This is a genomic window from Mesorhizobium sp. ESP-6-2 (assembly GCF_020164675.1).
In the GTDB taxonomy this organism is placed as follows: Bacteria; Pseudomonadota; Alphaproteobacteria; order Rhizobiales; family Rhizobiaceae; genus Mesorhizobium.
This window is the reverse complement of sequence record NZ_JAIUGT010000003.1, coordinates 370,449-388,678: the sequence shown is the minus strand read 5'-3', so window position 1 is coordinate 388,678 and position 18,230 is coordinate 370,449. Positions and strand designations below refer to the sequence as shown.

The window sequence follows — 18,230 nt, the reverse complement described above, 5'->3', positions numbered from 1 at the left end:
ACACGCTTGGGAAAAATATCGCAACGCCCTTCAGAGGATGGATCTAAGCGCGTTTAGGAAAGATCGATATCGTGGGAAAAGTACGACGGGCCTGGACTAAGCCCCCAAGATCGGATTTTGGTACTGCGTCTGAAGCAATTGTTCTTAAGAACGCCTCGCAGGAAGATCATGGGATTCGGCGTCTTCATTCACCGCTCGGATTCGCGATACAACGACCGCCCCGCAGAGCAATACCAGTTTCCTCGCCCGTATCTGCGCCGCGTTGAAGAATGTGTCGGCAGCTGGATCATTTACTACGAACCTAGCAAAGTGAACGATACTCGGGGTTACTACGCTGTAGCGAAAGTCCAGAAGGTCATTTCCGATCCTGTGGCACCCGACATGTATCTCGCTCTGATTGAGCCCGGGAGTTACCTCGATTTCGTCAATCCTGTTCCATTTAACGGACCTGATGGTCTCATGGAGCGAGCATTGCTCAACCCCGAGGGGCGGATTTCCGGTCGTGCGCAATCTGCCGTGCGCCCGCTTAGTGCAGCCGACTTCAACCGCATCATCGATTTGGGCCTGGACACAAATGAGATGTTGCTGCCACGCTTGGATAAGGCCGATCCATCCGCCGGCTTTCAGGATGTGCAGGCGCCATTTGAATTCGAGCAGAGCCGTGACCGCGTGAGCTACATCGGATCGCGAATCGTACGAGATCGTATTTTCCGCCGTATCGTCTTGCGCGCCTATGACGAGCGGTGCGCGATTACGGGACTCAAGTTGATAAATGGCGGCGGCCGAGCAGAGGTTTCAGCCGCTCATATTCGGTCGGTCGAAGCGAACGGACCCGATGTCATCAATAACGGGATCGCACTGTCCGGTACCGCGCATTGGATGTTCGATCGCGGATTGATCAGCTTATCCGATGACCTGGAAATCCTGATATCGAGGCAGGTCAATGACCCCGGAAGCGTGCAGTCATTCATAAACAAGACTCGGCGAGCACTTCCGCCGGGCCGGCCGTTCGAGCGGCCGCATCCCCGTTTCCTGCAATGGCATCGCGAAAACTGTTTTAAGCAGTAATGCTCCGCTGACGCCCGTCCCCTCAGTCCTTCGCCCGCTCCACATAGGATCCATCGGCCGTCATCACCACCACGCGGGTCCCCGGCGCGATGTGCGGCGGCACAGTGGTGCGCACCCCGTTGGAGAGCACAGCCGGCTTGTAGGACGACGACGCCGTCTGGCCCTTGGTCGTCGGCTCGGTCTCCACCACCTCGAAAGTGGCGCGCTGCGGCAGCACCAGCGCGATTGCGATGCCGTTGAACTGGGAGACCTGAACCGGCATGCCTTCCTGGAGATAGGGCGCCGCGTCGCCGACGACGCTTTCCGGTACCGCCACCTGGTCGTAGGTTTCCGGATTCATGAAGTGATAACCTTCGCCATCCGCGTAGAGGAAGGTGTGCTCGCGCTCCTCGACATAGGCGCGCTCCACCTGTTCGGTGGTGCGGTAGCGCTCCGAAACCTTCACCCCGTCGCCAATGCGGCGCATGTCGAGCTGCGTCACGGGCGTGCCCTTGCCTGGGTGGATGTTTTCGGCAAAGAGGATCACATAAAGCTTGCCGTCCTTGTCGACGACATTGCCTTTGCGGAGCGAACTGGCGATGACTTTCACCACGGTTTTTTATCCTGCGAGAGTTGACGGGCGTTTGCCGGCTTGCGCGGCGCTGGATGGGGGCCTAGCGCATCTCGGCGCGAACCGCCAGCCCCCAACGCGAACCAGCCCGCCTTCAAACCGCCCATGACCGCCGCTTCCCCCTGGTGGACGCCGCATGTGCATGCCGATCGCCGCCCGCGCCTGATGCTGCGCAACGGCCTTGCCGCCGCCTTGCGCGATTGGTTCGCCCGCCGCGATTTCGTCGAGGTGCAGGCATCGGCCCTGCAGATATCGCCCGGCAACGAGGCGCATCTGGCGGCCTTCGCCACGGAGGCGGTCGCGCCGGACGGGCAGCGCAAGCCGCTCTATCTGCACACGTCGCCGGAATTCGCCTGCAAGAAGCTGCTCGCCGCCGGCGAGACCAGGATCTTCAGCTTCGGCCCGGTCTATCGCAACCGCGAGTGTGGCCCTTTGCACCATCCCGAATTCACCATGCTCGAATGGTACAGGGTCGGCGAAACCTATGAGACCCTGATGCGGGATTGCGCGGATCTGCTGGCGCTGGCCGCGACAAGGGCAGGGGCCACGCGTTTCAGCTTTCGCGGCCGCGACTGCGATCCTTTCGCGGAGCCGGAACGGCTGACGGTGGCGGACGCCTTCGCCCGCCATGCCGGGATCGATCTGCTTGCGACGGTGAACGCCGATGGGGGTACCGACCGCGATTCGCTCCATCAAGCCTTGACCGGTGCCGGCCTGCGTACCGCGCCCGACGACGGCTGGGCCGACCTGTTCAGCCGGGTGATGGTGGAAAAGATCGAGCCCAATCTCGGTATCGGCCGCGCGACCATCCTGTGCGAGTATCCGGTCGCCGAGGCGGCCCTGGCGCGACCGAGCCCACGCGACCTCCGCGTTGCCGAGCGCTTCGAGCTCTATTGCTGCGGCGTCGAACTCGCCAACGGCTTTGGCGAGTTGACGGACGCCGAAGAGCAGCGCCGGCGCTTCATCATGGAAATGGACGAGAAAGAGCGAGTCTATGGCGAGCGCTATCCGCTGGACGAGGATTTTCTCGCGGCACTTGCGGTCATGCCACAGGCCAGTGGCATCGCGCTCGGCTTCGACCGGCTGGCCATGCTAGCCACGGGCGCGCAAAAAATCGAGGATGTGATCTGGACGCCTGTTGCCGGGTCTTGAGCCCCAGCGCTGCGGCTCGCGCCGTCTCAATGCGCGAAAATCTGCTCCAGCGAACGAAAACCCTTGAATTCCAAAGCATTGCCCGAGGGGTCGCGGATGAACAGCGTCGCCTGTTCGCCGGGCTCTCCCTTGAAGCGGATCATCGGCCGCTCCAGCCAGTCTATGTCGGCGCGTGCTTCCAGCCGCGCGGCAAGCCGCTGCCAGTCGTCCATCAAAAGCACGGCGCCGAAATGCGGGATCGGCACCGCCATGCCGTCGACCTTCCCGTCACTGGCGGCCGGCGCGGCCCGTGGCCGCAGATGCGCCGACATCTGATGGCCGAATAGGTCGAAATCGACCCAGGTCTCCGAAGAGCGGCCGATGGCGCAACCCAGCACCTCGCCATAGAAAGCGCGTGTTTCATCGAGATCACGGATCGGGAAGGCAAGATGGAAAGGCGTCATTGGAAAAGCTCCGTGCTGGCGATGCGGTGCCGCGCTTCGTGATGCGCGGCTGAACCGATGCATTTTGATTGAAGCTTGTGCCATTGCACAAGCCGGACCGGAACAATAGATGGGGGACGGCGGCTCTCGGGCCAGCCGCAACAGCAGGATCACGCGCATGAGCGATATATCGGACGCATCAAGATTGACCGACCGCGTCGCGGCCCTGGTCGAGGCTGCCAAAAAAGCTGGCGCCGATGCCGCGGATGCCGTCGCGGTGCGTGGCCGCTCGACCGGTGTGTCGGTGCGGCTGGGCAAGGTCGAAAACACCGAGGCGTCGGAAGGCGACGACGTTTCGCTGCGTGTCTTTGTCGGCCAGCGGGTGGCAAGCGTTTCCGCGACTGCCGCGTCCGACCCGAAGGCGCTTGCCGAACGTGCCGTCGCCATGGCCAGGGTCTCTCCCGAAGATCCCAACCAGGGCCTCGCGGATCCGGCGCTGCTGGCCAGGCAGACGCGCGATCTCGACCTGTTCGATGCAACAGAAGTATCGGCCGACCAATTGAAGGAAGCGGCGCTGGCCGCGGAAGCGGCGGCCCTGGCCGTCAAAGGCGTGACCAATTCGGCGGGCAGCAATGCCAGCGCGGGGCTCGGAGGGCTGGTATTGGCCACCTCGCACGGCTTCCTCGGCCATTATGTCGCCTCGCGCTTCTCGCGCTCCACGAGCGTCATCGCCGGCGAGGGTACCGGCATGGAACGCGATTATGAATTCTCCTCGCGCCAGCATTTTGCCGACCTGGATGCGCCGGAAGACATAGGCCGCAAGGCCGGGGAGCGCGCCGTGCGCCGCCTCGGCGCGCGCAAGGCCGCGACCGGCCCGGTCGACGTGGTGTTCGATCCGCGCGTGGCGCGCGGCATTGCCGGCCATCTCGCGGGTGCCATCAACGGCGCTGCCGTCGCACGTAGGACGTCGTTCCTGCGCGACATGATGGGCAAAAAGGTGGCTGCATCGGCCATTACCGTCACCGACGAGCCGCTGAGGCGGCGCGGCCAGGCCTCGCGTCCGTTCGACGGCGAAGGCGTCGAAGGCGACAAACTTTTGATGGTCGAGAACGGCGTGCTCAACCACTGGTTCCTGTCGACCTCGGCGGCGCGGGAACTGGGTCTCGTCACCAATGGACGCGGTTCGCGCAGCGGCTCCTCCGTCTCGCCGTCTTCGACCAATCTTGCCATCGAGCCGGGTGAGCGCTCGCCGGAAGAACTGATTGCGTCGCTCAAGACCGGCTTCTACGTCACCGAGGTGTTCGGGCAAGGTGTCGACATGGTGACCGGCGAATACAGCCGCGGCGCTTCCGGGTTTTGGATCGACAACGGCCAGCTTGCCTATCCCGTGGCCGAAGTCACGATCGCCTCCAACCTGAAGACGATGTTCCTCAACATGGTGCCGGCAAGCGACCTCGATCGCAATTTCGGCACCGCTGCCCCCACGCTGCTGATCGAAGGCATGACCCTTGCCGGAGCATGATCTGACCACGACCGGCGCCACGGAGGATCTGCCGCTGCTGCGCGATGCTGCCCGCGAGGCGGGCGCCATCGCGATGCGCTACTTCGGCAACAGTCCGCAAGTCTGGATGAAAGGCGGCAGCTCGCCAGTCAGCGAGGCCGATCACGCCGCCGATGCGTATCTTCGCCAGACCCTGCTTGCGGCGCGACCGGATTATGGCTGGCTGTCCGAGGAGACGGTCGACGATCCAGTGCGGCTTTCGGCGCGCCGAACCTTTGTCGTTGATCCGATCGACGGCACGCGCGGCTTCCTGGAAGGCCAGCGCACCTGGTGCGTCAGCGTTGCGGTTGTCGAGCATGGCCGCTCGCTTGCCGGCGTGCTCGAATGTCCGGCGCTCAACGAGACTTACTGGGCGCTGCCTGGCCAGGGCGCGTTCCGCAACGGCAGCCGCATCGCGGTGCGCCAGCCCGGCGACAAGGCCGAAATTTCCGGGTTGAAGCAGTTGCTCGACAGGATACCGGCCGGCTGGCAGGAACGGTTGAAGCGGGCGCCCTACAGTCCTTCGCTTGCCTACCGCCTGGCAATGATCGCCAACGGCACGCTCGACGCCACTTTCGTCAAGCCCAACGCGCACGACTGGGATATCGCCGCCGCCGACCTTATCCTGCGCGAGGCGGGCGGCCAGTTGCTCGACCCGCATGGCCGCGCGCCGCTCTATGCCGGCGAGGTGACCCGCCACGGCGCGCTCGCCGCCGGCAGCGGTGAACTGCTGGCGGTGCTCGTGGGTGTCATTGCCGGACTGGATGATTGAAAGCATTATCGAAGGTTCCAAAGTCGGCGGCTTTGGTCTAGACCTGTCACAAACTCACAATATGTGAAGGACCGAAATGGCCGCGGAAGACGGAAAGAAACAGCTTTTGCACCTGGTGTTCGGCGGCGAACTGAAGAAGCTTGGCGGCACCGAATTCCGCGATCTCGACGCGCTCGACATCGTCGGCATCTATCCCGACTATCAATCCGCCCATACGGCATGGAAAGCCAAGGCGCAGGCCAGCGTGGACAATGCCCATATGCGTTATTTCGTCGTGCACCTGCATCGGCTCCTGGACCCCGACCACAAGGCTGTCGGTTGACTTCGATGGACAATGATCTGGCGAAAGCGCCGCCCGGCCAGGCTACGCCAACGGGCAGGGGCCGCAGCCGCGCCACCAAGGCCTTCTGGCGCAGGGTCCGCAAGCCGCTGGCGCAGTCGCGATTCGTCAAGAACATTATTGTCGGCCTGTTGGCGCAGTTCGTTCGGCTGGTGCGCCTGACCAACCGCGTTGTCGACGGCTCGGCGAAATTGACCGGCGGTGCCTATGCCCAGTTCGAGCCCGGCATCATTGCGCTTTGGCACGGCCAGCATCTGTTGACGCCGGCCTACTACCCCAAGGGCAGGCCGCTGGTCGCCATGGTGTCGCGAAGCGCCGATGCCGAACTCAACGCCCTGATGATCGAGAGATTCGGCATCGAGGCCGTACGCGGGTCCGGCGGGCGCGATAATGCCAAACATCTCGACAAGGGCGGCGCCAAGGCGCTGATCGCCCTGAAAAAGTCGCTCGTCGCCGGCAAGAACGTCGCCATGATCGCTGACATCCCCCATGGCACGCCGCGCGATGCGGGGCTCGGCATCGTGCTCCTGGCGCGGCTCTCCGGCCGGCCGATTCTGCCGGCGGCCATTGCCACCAGCCGCCGCAAGGTGCTGGAGAAGAGCTGGGACAAGACGACCATCAACCTGCCGTTCGGCCGCTCGTCCATCATCATCGGTACACCGGTTTTCGTGCCGGCCAATGCCGATGACGCCGAAATGGAGCGCAAGCGCCTCGAAGTGACGGCCTCGCTCAATGCCGCGACCGCCGAGGCCTACCGTCTCGTGGATGCCCCGCGATGAGCGGTCGCTGGGCGCGCACCATGTTGTCGGCATATCGTTTGGCGGGCGCTGTCGCCTATCCGCTGGTCGGACCCTATGTTGCCTGGCGCACCTCGCGCGGCAAGGAAGACCGCAATCGCCGCCGCGAACGCTACGGCGTCGCCGGCCGGCCTCGCCCCGATGGGCCTGTTATCTGGATCCATGCCGCGAGCGTCGGCGAAACCATAGCTGTCGTTCCCCTGGTCGAGAGCATACTCGACTACGGCGTCAACATCGTGCTGACGACCGGCACCGTGACGTCGGCCAAGGTCGCCGACGAGAGATTGGGCGACCGCATCATCCACCAATATGTGCCACTCGACCTCAAGCCGGCGGTCAGCCGTTTCCTCGACCACTGGAAGCCGGATCTGGCGATCATCGCCGAATCCGAGATCTGGCCGATGACGATTCTCGAGCTTGGCGCCCGCCACGTGCCGCAGGTTCTCGTCAATGGCAGGCTGTCCGACCGCTCCTTCACGTCCTGGAAGAAGCGCCCCAACATCGCCGAGGCGCTGTTCGAGAATCTTGCCCATGTCGTTGCCCAGTCCGATGTCGATGGCGAACGTTTCCGCGCGCTCGGCGCCCGCCCGGTAACCGTCTCCGGCAATCTCAAGGTCGACACGAACCCGCCGCCGGTCGACGAACGGACGCTGGCCACCTTGCAACGGCAGATCGGCGGCCGTCCGACCTGGGCGGCGATCTCGACCCATGACGGCGAGGAAGTGGTTGCCGCCGAGGTTCATGCGATGCTGCACAAGCGTCACCACGGCCTGGTCACGATCGTCGTCCCGCGCCATCCTGACCGCGCGGAGGCCTTGGCCGAGCAGATTTCCGGCATGGGCCTCAAGGTCGCGCGGCGCAGCAAGGCCGACAGGATCGGGCCCGACGTCGACATCCTGCTCGGCGATACGATCGGCGAGATGGGGCTCTATCTCAGGATGACCGAGATCGCCTTTGTCGGCCGTTCGCTCACCTCCGAAGGCGGCCAGAACCCGCTCGAACCGGCCATGCTCGAGACGGCGGTCCTTGCCGGGCGCAACGTGCAGAATTTCCGCGAGGCCTATCAGCGCCTGCTCGACAGCGGCGGCGCCAAGTTGGTGCGCGACCGCGACATGCTGGCCGGTGCCGTCAACTTCCTGCTCACCAACGAAGTGGCGCGCCACGAGATGATGGCGGCCGGCGCCGCGACCGTCGATGAGATGCGTGGCGCGCTGGCGTGCACGCTGAAATCGCTTGAGCCCTATATCCAGCCACTGGTCGTCAAGGCGCGCCTGAAGGGCGCGAACGGGCGCTAAGATGGCCTCCGAAGCACCACCATTCTGGTGGGAGGAGCCGGACTGGCGCGTTTTCGCGCTGTCGCCGCTGTCGGCCGCCTATGCATTTGTTGCCGGCCGTGGCATGCGGCGGGCCAGGCGCGAGAAGATCGAAGCGCCGGTTCTGTGCATCGGCAATTTCACCGTCGGCGGGACGGGCAAGACGCCGGTGGCGATCGCCATGGCCGAACACGCCAGGCGCATGCGGCTCAAACCCGGTTTCCTGTCGCGCGGCCATGGCGGCTCCTTCGCCGAGCCGCATATCGTCGACATCAAACACGACAGCGCCAGGCATGTCGGGGACGAGCCGCTGCTGCTGGCCGAACACGCGCCCGTGGCAGTGACGCCGCACCGCGCCGCCGGAGCCCGGCTGCTCATGGAAAATCATGGCTGCGATTTCCTGATCATGGATGATGGCTTCCAGAGCGCTCGCATCCATATCGACTATGCGCTGGTCGTCGTCGATGCGCGCTACGGCATCGGCAACGGCCGTGTCATCCCGGGCGGACCGCTCAGGGCCAGGGTCGTCGATCAACTGGTCTTCACCAGCGGGTTGTTGAAGATGGGTCACGGCACCGCCGCTGACGCGGTGGTGCGCCAGGCGGCGCGCGCCGGCCGGCCGATCTTCGAGGCTCACACCGAGCCGAGCGGCAAGGGACGCCTCGCCGGCAAACGCTATCTTGCCTTCGCCGGCATCGGCCATCCCGAAAAATTCTTCGACACGGTAGAGGAGGCCGGTGGCGAGGTGGCTTTGAAGCGGCCGTTTCCGGATCATCATTTCTATGCCGAGGATGAGCTTGCCGAACTGGCGGCCAACGCGCGCGCCGAAGGGCTCGGCCTCATCACCACCGCCAAGGACGCCGCCCGGCTGCGCCATGGCGCTTCGAAGGACTTTCTCGATCGTCTCGACGTGCTGGAAATCGACGCGGTCTTCGAGCTCGACCACGTTCCCGAACGCATCATCGAGGAGACACTCGATGCCTGGCGCCAGCGTAAGCTTAAGCGTTAGCTTCGCTTGCGCAATTCCGGGTGCGCCTCGATCTCGCGGCGCAATGAGGCCGCGGCGTTGATGTAGGGCTCCTGCCTCTCGACGCTCCAGTATTTCAGCTCGTCGAGCGGAATGCTTTCGCCGGTCACGGCGCAGCGCACGAACGCGCCGGGGCTCGTCACCTGGAAGTCGCCGTCGAGATAGCGGATACGGGCTTCCTTGCCGCCTGGGCCTTCGAAACGGTTCATCATGCTGTGGTGCCGAGCTTCATGCCGAGTTCATCGCCACAAATTGCCGGCAAGGTCAAGCATGGGACAAGCTCGAGGCAATGCTGATATCCTATTTGATGAGCCGAAGAGTACCATTGGTGGGGACATGATGGACATTTCTTCCGCTCGGCTGGCTTCCTTGCTCAAGGAGGCGATGACGCCGCAGGCGGCGCCGTCGGCGAAACCCGATGCGCTCAAGGCAGCGCTGGTCAAGGTGGCCTTGCGACCGCCGCTGCCGGCCTTGCGCCCGCAACCGGCCGTGGAAACGCTGGCGGCCTTGCCGCCCGCGTCAGCCGAGACGTCGCAGCAATTGGCCGCACCGCAGATCGTACGGGCCTACCAGGCGGCCATGGAGCCGGATATGGACACCGCCGGAAAGACCGTCTCCGAGATTTCGGCGCGCAAGCAGGCGTCGCCAGGTGACGAGGCTCAGCGCGGCGTGCCAGTGATCGTCACAAGACCCGAAGACGGTGGCGCTGCCCGGCCCACGCCGCCCTCGTGGCTGGCGTTCATCTCACCGCGGGTATCCGTCGTGCAAAAGGCGTCAGCCGACAATGTGGTGCCGGGGCGCGTGACCGGCCAGCCAAATGACGCCGCCCCAGGAAAACGCGAACAAGGCGTGGTCGGCATCGGCCCCATCGCAACGGGCCTGCTGGTTGCCGCGCTCATTGCATTTGCCTGGCTGGCCATTCGGTGAAACCTACGTGTCGGCTTCGATGAAGTGTTCGATCCTTTCTGCCGACACCCCCGCCTGCGCCGCGATGCGGCGCGACAGGTCGGCGGCAGCGGCGCGGGGCCTCCCGGCAGGACGATCGAGCCAGTAGGAAACGGGGTTGAGCACAACGCGGTCGTCGACGGCCACGACGCGCCCCGACCGTATCTGGTGTTCGGTGAGCGGCGGGCGTGCCAGCGCGATGCCCAGGCCGTACGCCGCGGCATCGAGCACCAGATTGTAGTCTTCGAAGCGGCGATCCTGCGGGCGCGGCCGGTAGTCCATGTCCCGCGCGGCGAACCAGGCGCGCCAGCCGGATGCATCGGAATCGTTGATCAGCGGGAATTTGAGCAGCCGGGCCGGGTCGCCGCCGCCGATCTCCGGCGCGAGACTCGGCGAGGCGATCGGAAACAGATACTCCTCGAACAACTGCATCGAAACGCGGCCCGGGATGCGGCCGCGTCCGCAACGCACCGACAGATCGATGCCTTCGTCGGCGAGATCGGCCTGGCGGTTGTCGACATCCAGCACGATGCGTAGGCGAGTGGGATCGTTCTCAAGCGCCGCCATGCGCGGCATCAGCCACAGGCCGCTCACCGAGGGGATCGAGGCCAGCCGCACCACTGCGGTGCCGCGCGGTTCAACCCAACGATCCGAATTGACCGAGATCAACGCGAAGGCTTCGGTGGTCCTCAGATGCAGGCGATTGCCTTCGTTCGTCAGCGTCACGCCACGCGCCCCGCGTTCGAAAACCTTCAGGCCAAGCCAGCCCTCCAGCTTGGCGATCTGCCGGCTGACAGCGCCATGGGTAAGGTTGAGCCTCTGCGCGGCGGCCGAAAAACTCCCCGTGCGTGCCGCTGCATCGAAGGCGCGCAGGGTCTCGAGCGGTAAGATGCCGTCTAAGCTGTGATCCATAGTCACAGCTGACCCTTGATTTGGTCGTTTGTCAATCGGCCCGAAAAGGGGTTTTGTCCCAATCGAGAGGCGAAAGAACGGGAGGACGATGTGAGGGCAATGACGAGCACGTTGAATCCAGCACAGCGGATGGACACCACCGCGGCCGTAGCGGTGGCGCTGACCGTGATTGGCTGGGCCTCGGCCTTTCCGGCTATCCGGGCTGGTCTCGCCGCGTTCGGGCCGCTCGAACTCGGCGCCCTGCGCTTTGCCATCGCCGCGGTACCTGCGGCGATCTTCCTCGCCGTCAGGCGGCCGACGCTGCCGCGCATAGGCGAGTTGTGGCGCCTGGCCTTTGGCGGCGCCGTTTTCGTGGCGCTCTACACCGCCATGCTCAATTTCGGCGAGCTGACGGTTTCGGCCGGCGCTGCCGGCTTCATCATCAATGTCAGCCCGATCTTCACCGCCATCATGGCGATGGCGCTGCTCGGCGAACGATTCTCGACGATGGCCTGGGTCGGCACCGCCATTTCCTTCAGCGGCATCGGCATTATCGCGATGGCCGACGGACAGGGCCTGCATTTCGACACGGGTGCACTTCTGGTTCTGGGATCGGCGCTCTGTTCGGCCGTCAACACCATCGTCCAGAAGCCGCTGTTCGCCCGCCACCACCCACTGACCATCGCGGCCTCGAACATGGTGCTCGGCGCGCTCTGCCTGGCGCCCTTCCTGCCGGCAGCTTTTTCGCAGGCGGCGGTCGCCGACACGGCGGGGCTGGGCGCGGTCATCTATCTCGGCGTCGTGCCGAGCCTGATCGCCTATGCCGCCTGGGCGACGGCGCTTTCGCGCCTGCCTGCGGCGCGTGCCTCGAACTTCCTTTATCTGGTCTCTCCGATGTCCGCCCTGATCGGCTTCTTCTGGCTGGGCGAAGTCCCGACGCTGCTCGGCCTGCTTGGCGGCGCGCTGGCGCTAGGGGGCGTCATCGTGGTGAATTTGAAGAGATGAATCAGGGGGTTGGGGTCACTTCTTGATTCGAAAAGAGCCGCTTGGAAGCGGCTCTTTTCGGACCCCCGCCCGCTGCGAAGCAGCGAGGTGGGGGCTGCGCCGGAAAACCTCGCAGGCAGCCTTCACCGCCGCCCGAACAGCCTTTCGATATCCGCCAGCTTGAGTTCGATATAGGTCGGGCGACCGTGGTTGCAGGTGCCGGAGCCGGGCGTGGCCTCCATCTGGCGCAGCAGCGCGTTCATCTCCTCGGGCTTGAGCAGGCGGCCGGAACGCACCGAACCATGGCAGGCCATGGTCGCCGCGATTTTGTCCAGCCTTTCCTTCAGCGTGTCGACGGTGTCGTTGTCGGCGATCTCGTCTGCGAGGTCTCGCACCAATTGCTGGACATTGGTCTCGCCGAGCATCGAGGGCGTCTCGCGCACGGCCACGGCGCCCGGCCCGAAACGCTCGATGCCGAGCCCGAAGCGGGCGAGCGTTTCGGAATGCATGGCAAGCCGCTCGGCATCCTCTTCAGGCAGGTCGACGATCTCCGGCAGAAGCAGCACCTGCGACGGCACGGCGCGCGCGTGCAGCGCGTTCTTCAACGCCTCGTAGACCAGCCGCTCATGCGCGGCGTGCTGGTCGACGATGACGAGTGAGTCCCTGGTCTGGGCGACGATGTAGTTCTCATGCACCTGCGCCCGTGCCGCACCGAGCACCGTGCCAAGCAGCGTCTCCGCCACTTCGCCCTGTCCTGCCCGGGCGTCGGCGCTGGCGATCGGGCCGGCATCGAACGCCGCCTGATCGTTCTCGCCGAACCCGCCGTTTCCTCTACTCGCGCGTTCGAATCCTGAACCCTGGAACTCCATGTCGAGTGGCCGTTGCGGCGAGCGTGCGGGGTCGAAACCGGCAGAGCCCGAGGCGTGGTAGGCCGCTTCGTAGCTGCGGTGGCCATTGGCCGGGCCGCCATGGGCGTATGACGCCGCTCCCGGCCGGAACGCCGCCATCATGCCGGCGGCACCGGAAGTGGCTGCGCGGATGCCGGCTTCGGCAAGCGACTGGCGGATGGCGCCGACGATCAGCCCGCGCACCAGGCCGGGGTCGCGGAAGCGGACATCGGCCTTGGCCGGGTGGACATTGACGTCGACGATCGCCGGATCGAGCGTCAGGAACAGCACCGTGACCGCATGGCGGTCGCGTGGCAGGACGTCGGCGAAGGCGCCTCTTATAGCGCCGGCGATCAGCTTGTCGCGCACCGGCCTGCCATTGACATAGGCATATTGCTGCAACGCGTTGGCGCGGGTGAAGGACGGGATCGACACATGACCGGTCAGGCGCACGCCTTCGCGCATCGCATCGATGGCAATGGAATTGTCGGGAAACTCGGCTCCCATCACCTGGGCGATGCGGCGCAGGCTGCCTTCCGCGCTGTCATCGGTCGCCGGCAATTCCAGCGTCGAGCGGTCGGAACCGGTGAGCGTGAAGCGAACGGTCGGAAAGGCGATCGCGATGCGCTTGACCACGTCGCTGGTCGCCGAGCTTTCGGCGCGCTCGCCTTTCATGAATTTCAGCCTTGCCGGGGTGGCGAAGAAAAGGTCGCGCACCTCCACCGTGGTGCCGCGATTGGCCGCCGCCGGCCTGACGGGCGAGATCCTGCCGCCCTCGATGCCGATCTCGGCGGCGCTGTCGCTTGCCGCCGTGCGCGAGCGGATCGACAGCCGCGACACCGAGCCGATCGACGGCAGCGCCTCGCCGCGAAAGCCGAGCGAGCGGATGTCGTGGATGTCTTCGGCGAGCTTGGAGGTGCAATGGCGTGCGATTGCCAGCGAAAGCTCCTTTTCGGGGATGCCGAAGCCGTCATCGGTGACACGGATCAGGTTCAACCCGCCGCCCGACGTGACGACCTCGACCTTTCCCGCACCGGCATCAAGCGCGTTCTCGACCAGTTCCTTCACCACGCTTGCCGGACGCTCGATGACTTCGCCGGCGGCGATCTGGTTGATCATCGTTTCGGAAAGCTGGCGTATGGGCATGGTGACAGTATAGGCGGATTCGTGCCGAGCGGGCGAGGGTGAAGTACGGCGAAAACAGTGAACGGTCTCACGCTTGCGCTGCCAGCCAATCCCGTACCTTGCGGGCATTCTCGCTAAGCTCCCGGTTCTTCGGCCAGATGACATAGAAGGCCTTGCCGGTCTTGAGCACATGGTCCGTCACCGGCACCAACAGTCCCGTCGCCAGCATCCGCTCGGCAAGGTGGCGCCAGCCGAGCGCGATGCCTTGCCCTTCCATGACGCCCTGGATTACCAGCCCGTAGTCGTTGATGCGCAGGCCGCGCGCGGTATCGCCGAGACGGGCGCCGGCCGATTCGAACCACTCATTCCAGCTCGCCGCCTCTCGATAGGGCTCCTCGAGATGGATGAGACGGTGCGTGGCCAGTTCCGCGACCGATTTGGGCAGGCCGAACTTCGCCGCGTAGCTGGTGCCGGCGACGGGAAAGATCTCTTCGTCGGCAAGCGGCAGCGAATGATAGTCCTGCCAGTCCCTCGGTTCGCCGCCGCGCACGGCAAGCGGGATGCCCTCTGCGATGATGTCAAGATCGCGGTCGGCGGTCTGGATGCGCAGATCAATGCCCGGCAGTTCGTCGCGGAACTGCTGGAGCCGCGGCATCATCCAGAAGGAACCGAAGGCGGTTGAGGCGGCAAGCGTCACGTGGCCTCCGGTCGCCTGCAGGCGCAGATCCTCCGCCGACTTGCGGATGTGGGACAGGCCCAGCGAAACGTCGGCGTGGAAACGCTCGCCGGCCTCCGTCAGGCTGACCTGCCGGTGACGGCGCTGGAACAGCTTGGCACCGAGCTGTTCCTCCAGCCCGCGCACCGCGTAGGAAACGGCGGCCTGGGTCATGCCGAGCTCTCGCCCGGCGGCGGTGAAGCTCGACAGGCGGCCCGCCGCCTCGAAAACGATCAGGCTGCCCGCCGAGGGAAGGAGGTGGCGCAGGTTTCGCATAAGCAGAGCTTATACAAGAGATCAGGATTTTCCAGCGTCACATTCCTGTTTTGTGCGTCTAGGCTGCGAGGTATAAGAGGAATGGAGTTGCCATGAACGCACCGGCCGCTGTGACCGAACACGCCAATCGTCGAGCCGGCGGCCGCCTGGGGCGCAAGGCGCTGCGGGGAGCTCCGGTAACGTCGTTTCCGACACTGGTCCGCCAAATCCCCGTCTATCAGATGGTGCCGGACGAGGCAGTGGAACTCATACACCAGGAATCGCTCGCCATCCTGGAGGACGTCGGATGCGAGTTCCGCGACGATGAGGCCATCGAAATGTGGAAGGCCGCCGGCGCAGACGTCTCCGAGACGAGAGTGCGGATCGACCGCGCCTTGCTGATGGAGCTCGTCTCGAAGGTGCCGTCGGAGTTCACGCTCAACGCGCGCAACCCTGAGCGTTCGGTGCGCGTGGGCGGCAAGAATTCCATCTTCGTGCCGATGTATGGCGCGCCCTATGTGCGCGACCTCGACAATGTCAGGCGCTACGGCACGCTCGCCGACCTCAACAATTTCCACAAGCTAGCCTACATGGCGCCAGCCCTGCATTCCTCGAGTTCGATCATCTGCGAGCCGATGGAAATAGCGGTGCCCAAGCGTCACCTCCACATCATCCATTCGGCGCTGAAGCATTCCGACAAGCCGTTCATGGGCATCGTGACGTCGAAGGATCGGGCGGAAGACACGATGGCGATGGCGGGCATCGTGTTCGGTGAGGACTACGTGCGCGACAACCCTGTGCTGGTGTCGATCACCAACTGCAACTCGCCGCTGGTGTGGGACGCCACCATGCTGGACGCGATGAAGGTCTATGCGCGCCACAATCAGCCGCTGATCCTGGCGCCCTTCGCGCTGTGCGGCGCCTCGACCTCGGCCTCGGCAGTGGGCGCGGTGGCGCAGGTCAATGCGGAGGCGCTGGCGGGCGTGGCCTTCACCCAGCTCATCCGTCCGGGTTCGCCGCAGATCTACGGCCAGTTCATGGTCACGGTCGACATGAAGACCGGCGCTCCGATGGGCGGCACGCCGGAGGCCGCGCAGATGATGTATCTGATGGGCGCGCTGGCACGGAAATACGGGCTGCCGTGGCGCACGTCAGGCTTCCATGTCGGCTCCAAGCTGAACGATGCCCAGGCGGGCTACGAGGCGAACATGCTCATGCATGCCGCCATCCTTGCCGGCGCCAACTACATCTGGCACTCGGCCGGATGGCTCGAGGCGGGTCTCACCTGCGGCTATTCGAAGTTCGCGACCGACTGCGAACAGCTCGTCGGCTGGTACAAATATGCCGGGGGGCTGCCCTTCGACGATTTCAAGGAAGCGATGGCCGCCATCCGCGAGGTGGGGCCGCAGGGCCATTTCCTCGGCACCCAGCACACGCTCGAACATTTCGAGCGGGCCTTCTTCATGCCCAGCATCATGGACTTCAATTCCTACGAGCAGTGGAATGCCGAAGGCGCGAAGGACCATGACACGCGCGGTCGCGAAAAAGCCCGCAACATGCTCGCCGATTACGAAGAGCCGAAGCTCGACGAGGGCATCGCCGAAGGTCTCAGGGATTTGATCGCGCGGCGTGAGGAGAAGCTGCCGGACACCGTTAGTTGATGCAAAGGGCGAAGGCCCAGGGGAACCACAGGGAGGAAGAAATGACATTGTTCAGAAGCAACGGCGATCGCGTCCCGGGCGCCATCGATGCAATGGCCGTGGAAGCACGGGCAGGCCGGATGGACCGGCGCGAGTTCCTGGCGCTGGCCAGCGCCTTCGGGGCGTCGACCGCGCTCGCCTATGGCATGATCGGCCTTGCCGCGCCGACAAACGCCTTGGCCGAGGAGCCGAAGAAGGGCGGAACGCTGCATGTCTCGATGTCCGTGAAGGCGCAGAAGGATCCGCGCACCTACGACTGGGTTGAGCTTGCCAACATCTCGCGCACCTGGCTGGAGCCGCTTGTGCGCTACACCAGACAGTTCACCTTCGAGCCGGTGCTGCTCGAAAGCTGGGACATCAACGACGACGCGACCGAATATACGCTGCATGTGCGCAAGGGCGTCACCTGGAACAATGGCGATACCTTCAACGCCGATGACGTGGTGCATAATGTGACGCGCTGGTGCGAGAAGGGCGTCGCCGGCAACTCCATGGCCGCGCGTGTCGGCGCGCTTATCGACGCCAAGACCGGTAAGGCGAGGGACGGCGCGATCACCAAGGTCGACGACAACACGGTCAAGCTGAAGCTCTCCGAGCCCGACATTTCGCTGATCCCGAACTTCACCGATTATCCGGCGCTCGTCGTCCACCGCAATTTCGATGCCGACGGCGCCGATCCGATCAAGAAGCCGATCGGCACCGGACCCTTCGAACTGGTCTCTTACGATGTTGGCCAGAAGGCTGTCGTCAAGCGCCGCGAGAACGGCAAATGGTGGGGCGGCGAAGCTCCGCTCGACGGCGTCGAATTCATCGACTACGGCACCGACTTCAACGCCACGGTGAATGCCTTCGATTCCGGCGAAATCGACCTCAATTTCGAGTCGCCTGCCGATTTTATCGACATCCTCGACAAGATGGGGTTGGAGAAATCGGAGGTGGCGACCGCGACCACCCTGGTTGCGCGCACCAACGTCACGCACAAACCCTATGACGACAAGCGTGTTCGCAACGCGCTCCAGATGGCGGTCGACAACAACGCGGTGCTGCAGCTCGGCTACAGCGGTCGCGGCACGGTCGGCGAAAACCACCATGTCAGCCCCATCCATCCGGAATATTACCCACTGCCCAAGAAGGAGCGTGATGCCGCTGGCGCCAAGAAGCTGATGGCGGAGGCGGGTCAGGCCGACTTCGAGCATGAGCTGATCACCATCGAGGATGACTGGCAGAAGAACACCGGCGATGCCATCGCGGGCCAGCTGCGGGAGGCAGGCATCAAGGTGAAGCGCACGGTGCTGCCGGGCTCGACGTTCTGGAACGACTGGACGAAATATCCCTATTCGATGACGATCTGGTACATGCGCCCGCTCGGCGTCCAGGTGCTGGCGCTCGGCTATCGCACCGGCGAGGCCTGGAATGAATCGGCCTATTCGAATCCCGATTTCGACGCCAAGCTCAAGCAGGCGCTATCGCTGATCGACGTCGCCAAGCGCAAGGAGGTTATGAAGGATGTCGAGCAGATCCTGCAGGATTCCGGCGTCATCATCCAGCCGTTCTGGCAGAAGCTCTACAGTCATACGAGCAAGAAGGTGAAGAACTACGGCGTCCACCAGACCTTCGAAATGGACCTCCAGAACGTCTGGCTGGACGCCTAGCTGCAATGGTTGGCGAATGCCGGCACCCTTTCAGG

The 18,230-nt window shown here is 64.4% G+C and carries 18 protein-coding genes; 12 read left to right on the top strand and 6 right to left on the bottom strand.

Annotated features, from left to right (window positions below):
• The first annotated feature begins 168 nt into the window (after positions 1–168).
• Positions 169–1,068: an HNH endonuclease gene (locus LB532_RS11415; protein ID WP_140637721.1), complete on the top strand. Its 900-nt coding sequence runs from the start codon at positions 169–171 to the stop codon at positions 1,066–1,068.
• A gap of 22 nt (positions 1,069–1,090) precedes the next feature.
• Here the strand turns inward: LB532_RS11415 and efp are convergent, their stop codons facing one another.
• Positions 1,091–1,660 (bottom strand): elongation factor P, encoded by a 570-nt coding sequence (gene efp, locus LB532_RS11410; RefSeq protein ID WP_140637722.1) that lies wholly within the window; start codon positions 1,658–1,660, stop codon positions 1,091–1,093.
• 123 nt (positions 1,661–1,783) lie between these two features.
• Here efp and epmA point away from each other — a divergent pair, with 123 nt between their 5' ends.
• The gene (epmA, locus tag LB532_RS11405) at positions 1,784–2,830 is read left to right on the top strand and encodes an EF-P lysine aminoacylase EpmA (protein WP_140637723.1); all 1,047 of its coding nucleotides are present in this window, start codon (positions 1,784–1,786) and stop codon (positions 2,828–2,830) included.
• 26 nt (positions 2,831–2,856) lie between these two features.
• Here the strand turns inward: epmA and LB532_RS11400 are convergent, their stop codons facing one another.
• A complete protein-coding gene (locus LB532_RS11400) occupies positions 2,857–3,273 on the bottom strand; it encodes a VOC family protein (protein ID WP_140637724.1) in 417 nt (138 codons plus the stop codon).
• Between the two features lie 157 nt (positions 3,274–3,430).
• Here LB532_RS11400 and LB532_RS11395 point away from each other — a divergent pair, with 157 nt between their 5' ends.
• The 6 genes from LB532_RS11395 (at position 3,431) to lpxK (ending at position 9,023) form a co-directional block, all read left to right on the top strand.
• On the top strand, positions 3,431–4,774 hold the full coding sequence (locus tag LB532_RS11395; protein ID WP_224556793.1) for a TldD/PmbA family protein: 1,344 nt from the start codon (positions 3,431–3,433) through the stop codon (positions 4,772–4,774).
• Positions 4,761–5,564, top strand: coding sequence for a 3'(2'),5'-bisphosphate nucleotidase CysQ (locus LB532_RS11390; protein WP_140637726.1), 804 nt, complete (start codon positions 4,761–4,763; stop codon positions 5,562–5,564). Before LB532_RS11395 ends, LB532_RS11390 begins: the two co-directional genes overlap by 14 nt.
• A 76-nt stretch (positions 5,565–5,640) precedes the next feature.
• The gene (locus LB532_RS11385; RefSeq protein ID WP_140494203.1) at positions 5,641–5,886 is read left to right on the top strand and encodes a DUF4170 domain-containing protein; all 246 of its coding nucleotides are present in this window, start codon (positions 5,641–5,643) and stop codon (positions 5,884–5,886) included.
• 5 nt (positions 5,887–5,891) lie between these two features.
• Positions 5,892–6,683 (top strand): lysophospholipid acyltransferase family protein, encoded by a 792-nt coding sequence (locus LB532_RS11380; protein ID WP_140637727.1) that lies wholly within the window; start codon positions 5,892–5,894, stop codon positions 6,681–6,683.
• A complete protein-coding gene (waaA, locus tag LB532_RS11375; RefSeq protein WP_140637728.1) occupies positions 6,680–7,996 on the top strand; it encodes a lipid IV(A) 3-deoxy-D-manno-octulosonic acid transferase in 1,317 nt (438 codons plus the stop codon). The genes LB532_RS11380 and waaA overlap by 4 nt, the downstream gene beginning before the upstream one ends.
• Position 7,997: 1 nt before the next feature.
• Positions 7,998–9,023, top strand: a complete 1,026-nt coding sequence (gene lpxK, locus LB532_RS11370) for a tetraacyldisaccharide 4'-kinase (RefSeq protein WP_140637729.1) — start codon at positions 7,998–8,000, stop codon at positions 9,021–9,023.
• On the opposite strand, the gene LB532_RS11365 is transcribed toward lpxK, so the two are convergent.
• The gene (locus LB532_RS11365; protein WP_140494196.1) at positions 9,020–9,253 is read right to left on the bottom strand and encodes a DUF2093 domain-containing protein; all 234 of its coding nucleotides are present in this window, start codon (positions 9,251–9,253) and stop codon (positions 9,020–9,022) included. The genes lpxK and LB532_RS11365 overlap by 4 nt on opposite strands.
• 172 nt (positions 9,254–9,425) lie before the next feature.
• On the opposite strand from LB532_RS11365, the gene LB532_RS11360 reads away from it, so the two are divergent.
• Entirely contained in the window at positions 9,426–9,968 is a 543-nt protein-coding gene (locus LB532_RS11360) for a hypothetical protein (protein WP_140637730.1), read from the top strand.
• A 3-nt stretch (positions 9,969–9,971) separates the two neighbouring features.
• Here LB532_RS11360 and LB532_RS11355 read toward each other — a convergent pair whose 3' ends face one another.
• Entirely contained in the window at positions 9,972–10,898 is a 927-nt protein-coding gene (locus tag LB532_RS11355; protein WP_140637731.1) for a LysR family transcriptional regulator, read from the bottom strand.
• Positions 10,899–10,988: 90 nt separating this feature from the next.
• Here LB532_RS11355 and LB532_RS11350 point away from each other — a divergent pair, with 90 nt between their 5' ends.
• Positions 10,989–11,882, top strand: coding sequence for a DMT family transporter (locus LB532_RS11350; protein ID WP_140565139.1), 894 nt, complete (start codon positions 10,989–10,991; stop codon positions 11,880–11,882).
• Between the two features lie 122 nt (positions 11,883–12,004).
• On the opposite strand, the gene mutL is transcribed toward LB532_RS11350, so the two are convergent.
• Positions 12,005–13,894, bottom strand: a complete 1,890-nt coding sequence (gene mutL / locus LB532_RS11345) for a DNA mismatch repair endonuclease MutL (protein WP_224556824.1) — start codon at positions 13,892–13,894, stop codon at positions 12,005–12,007.
• Positions 13,895–13,961: 67 nt separating this feature from the next.
• Positions 13,962–14,864 (bottom strand): LysR substrate-binding domain-containing protein, encoded by a 903-nt coding sequence (locus LB532_RS11340; protein WP_140549163.1) that lies wholly within the window; start codon positions 14,862–14,864, stop codon positions 13,962–13,964.
• A gap of 92 nt (positions 14,865–14,956) precedes the next feature.
• On the opposite strand from LB532_RS11340, the gene LB532_RS11335 reads away from it, so the two are divergent.
• Both LB532_RS11335 and LB532_RS11330 read left to right on the top strand, forming a co-directional pair.
• Positions 14,957–16,504, top strand: coding sequence for a trimethylamine methyltransferase family protein (locus LB532_RS11335; protein ID WP_140637732.1), 1,548 nt, complete (start codon positions 14,957–14,959; stop codon positions 16,502–16,504).
• Positions 16,505–16,545: 41 nt separating this feature from the next.
• Entirely contained in the window at positions 16,546–18,195 is a 1,650-nt protein-coding gene (locus tag LB532_RS11330) for an ABC transporter substrate-binding protein (protein WP_140637733.1), read from the top strand.
• Positions 18,196–18,230 lie beyond the last annotated feature (35 nt).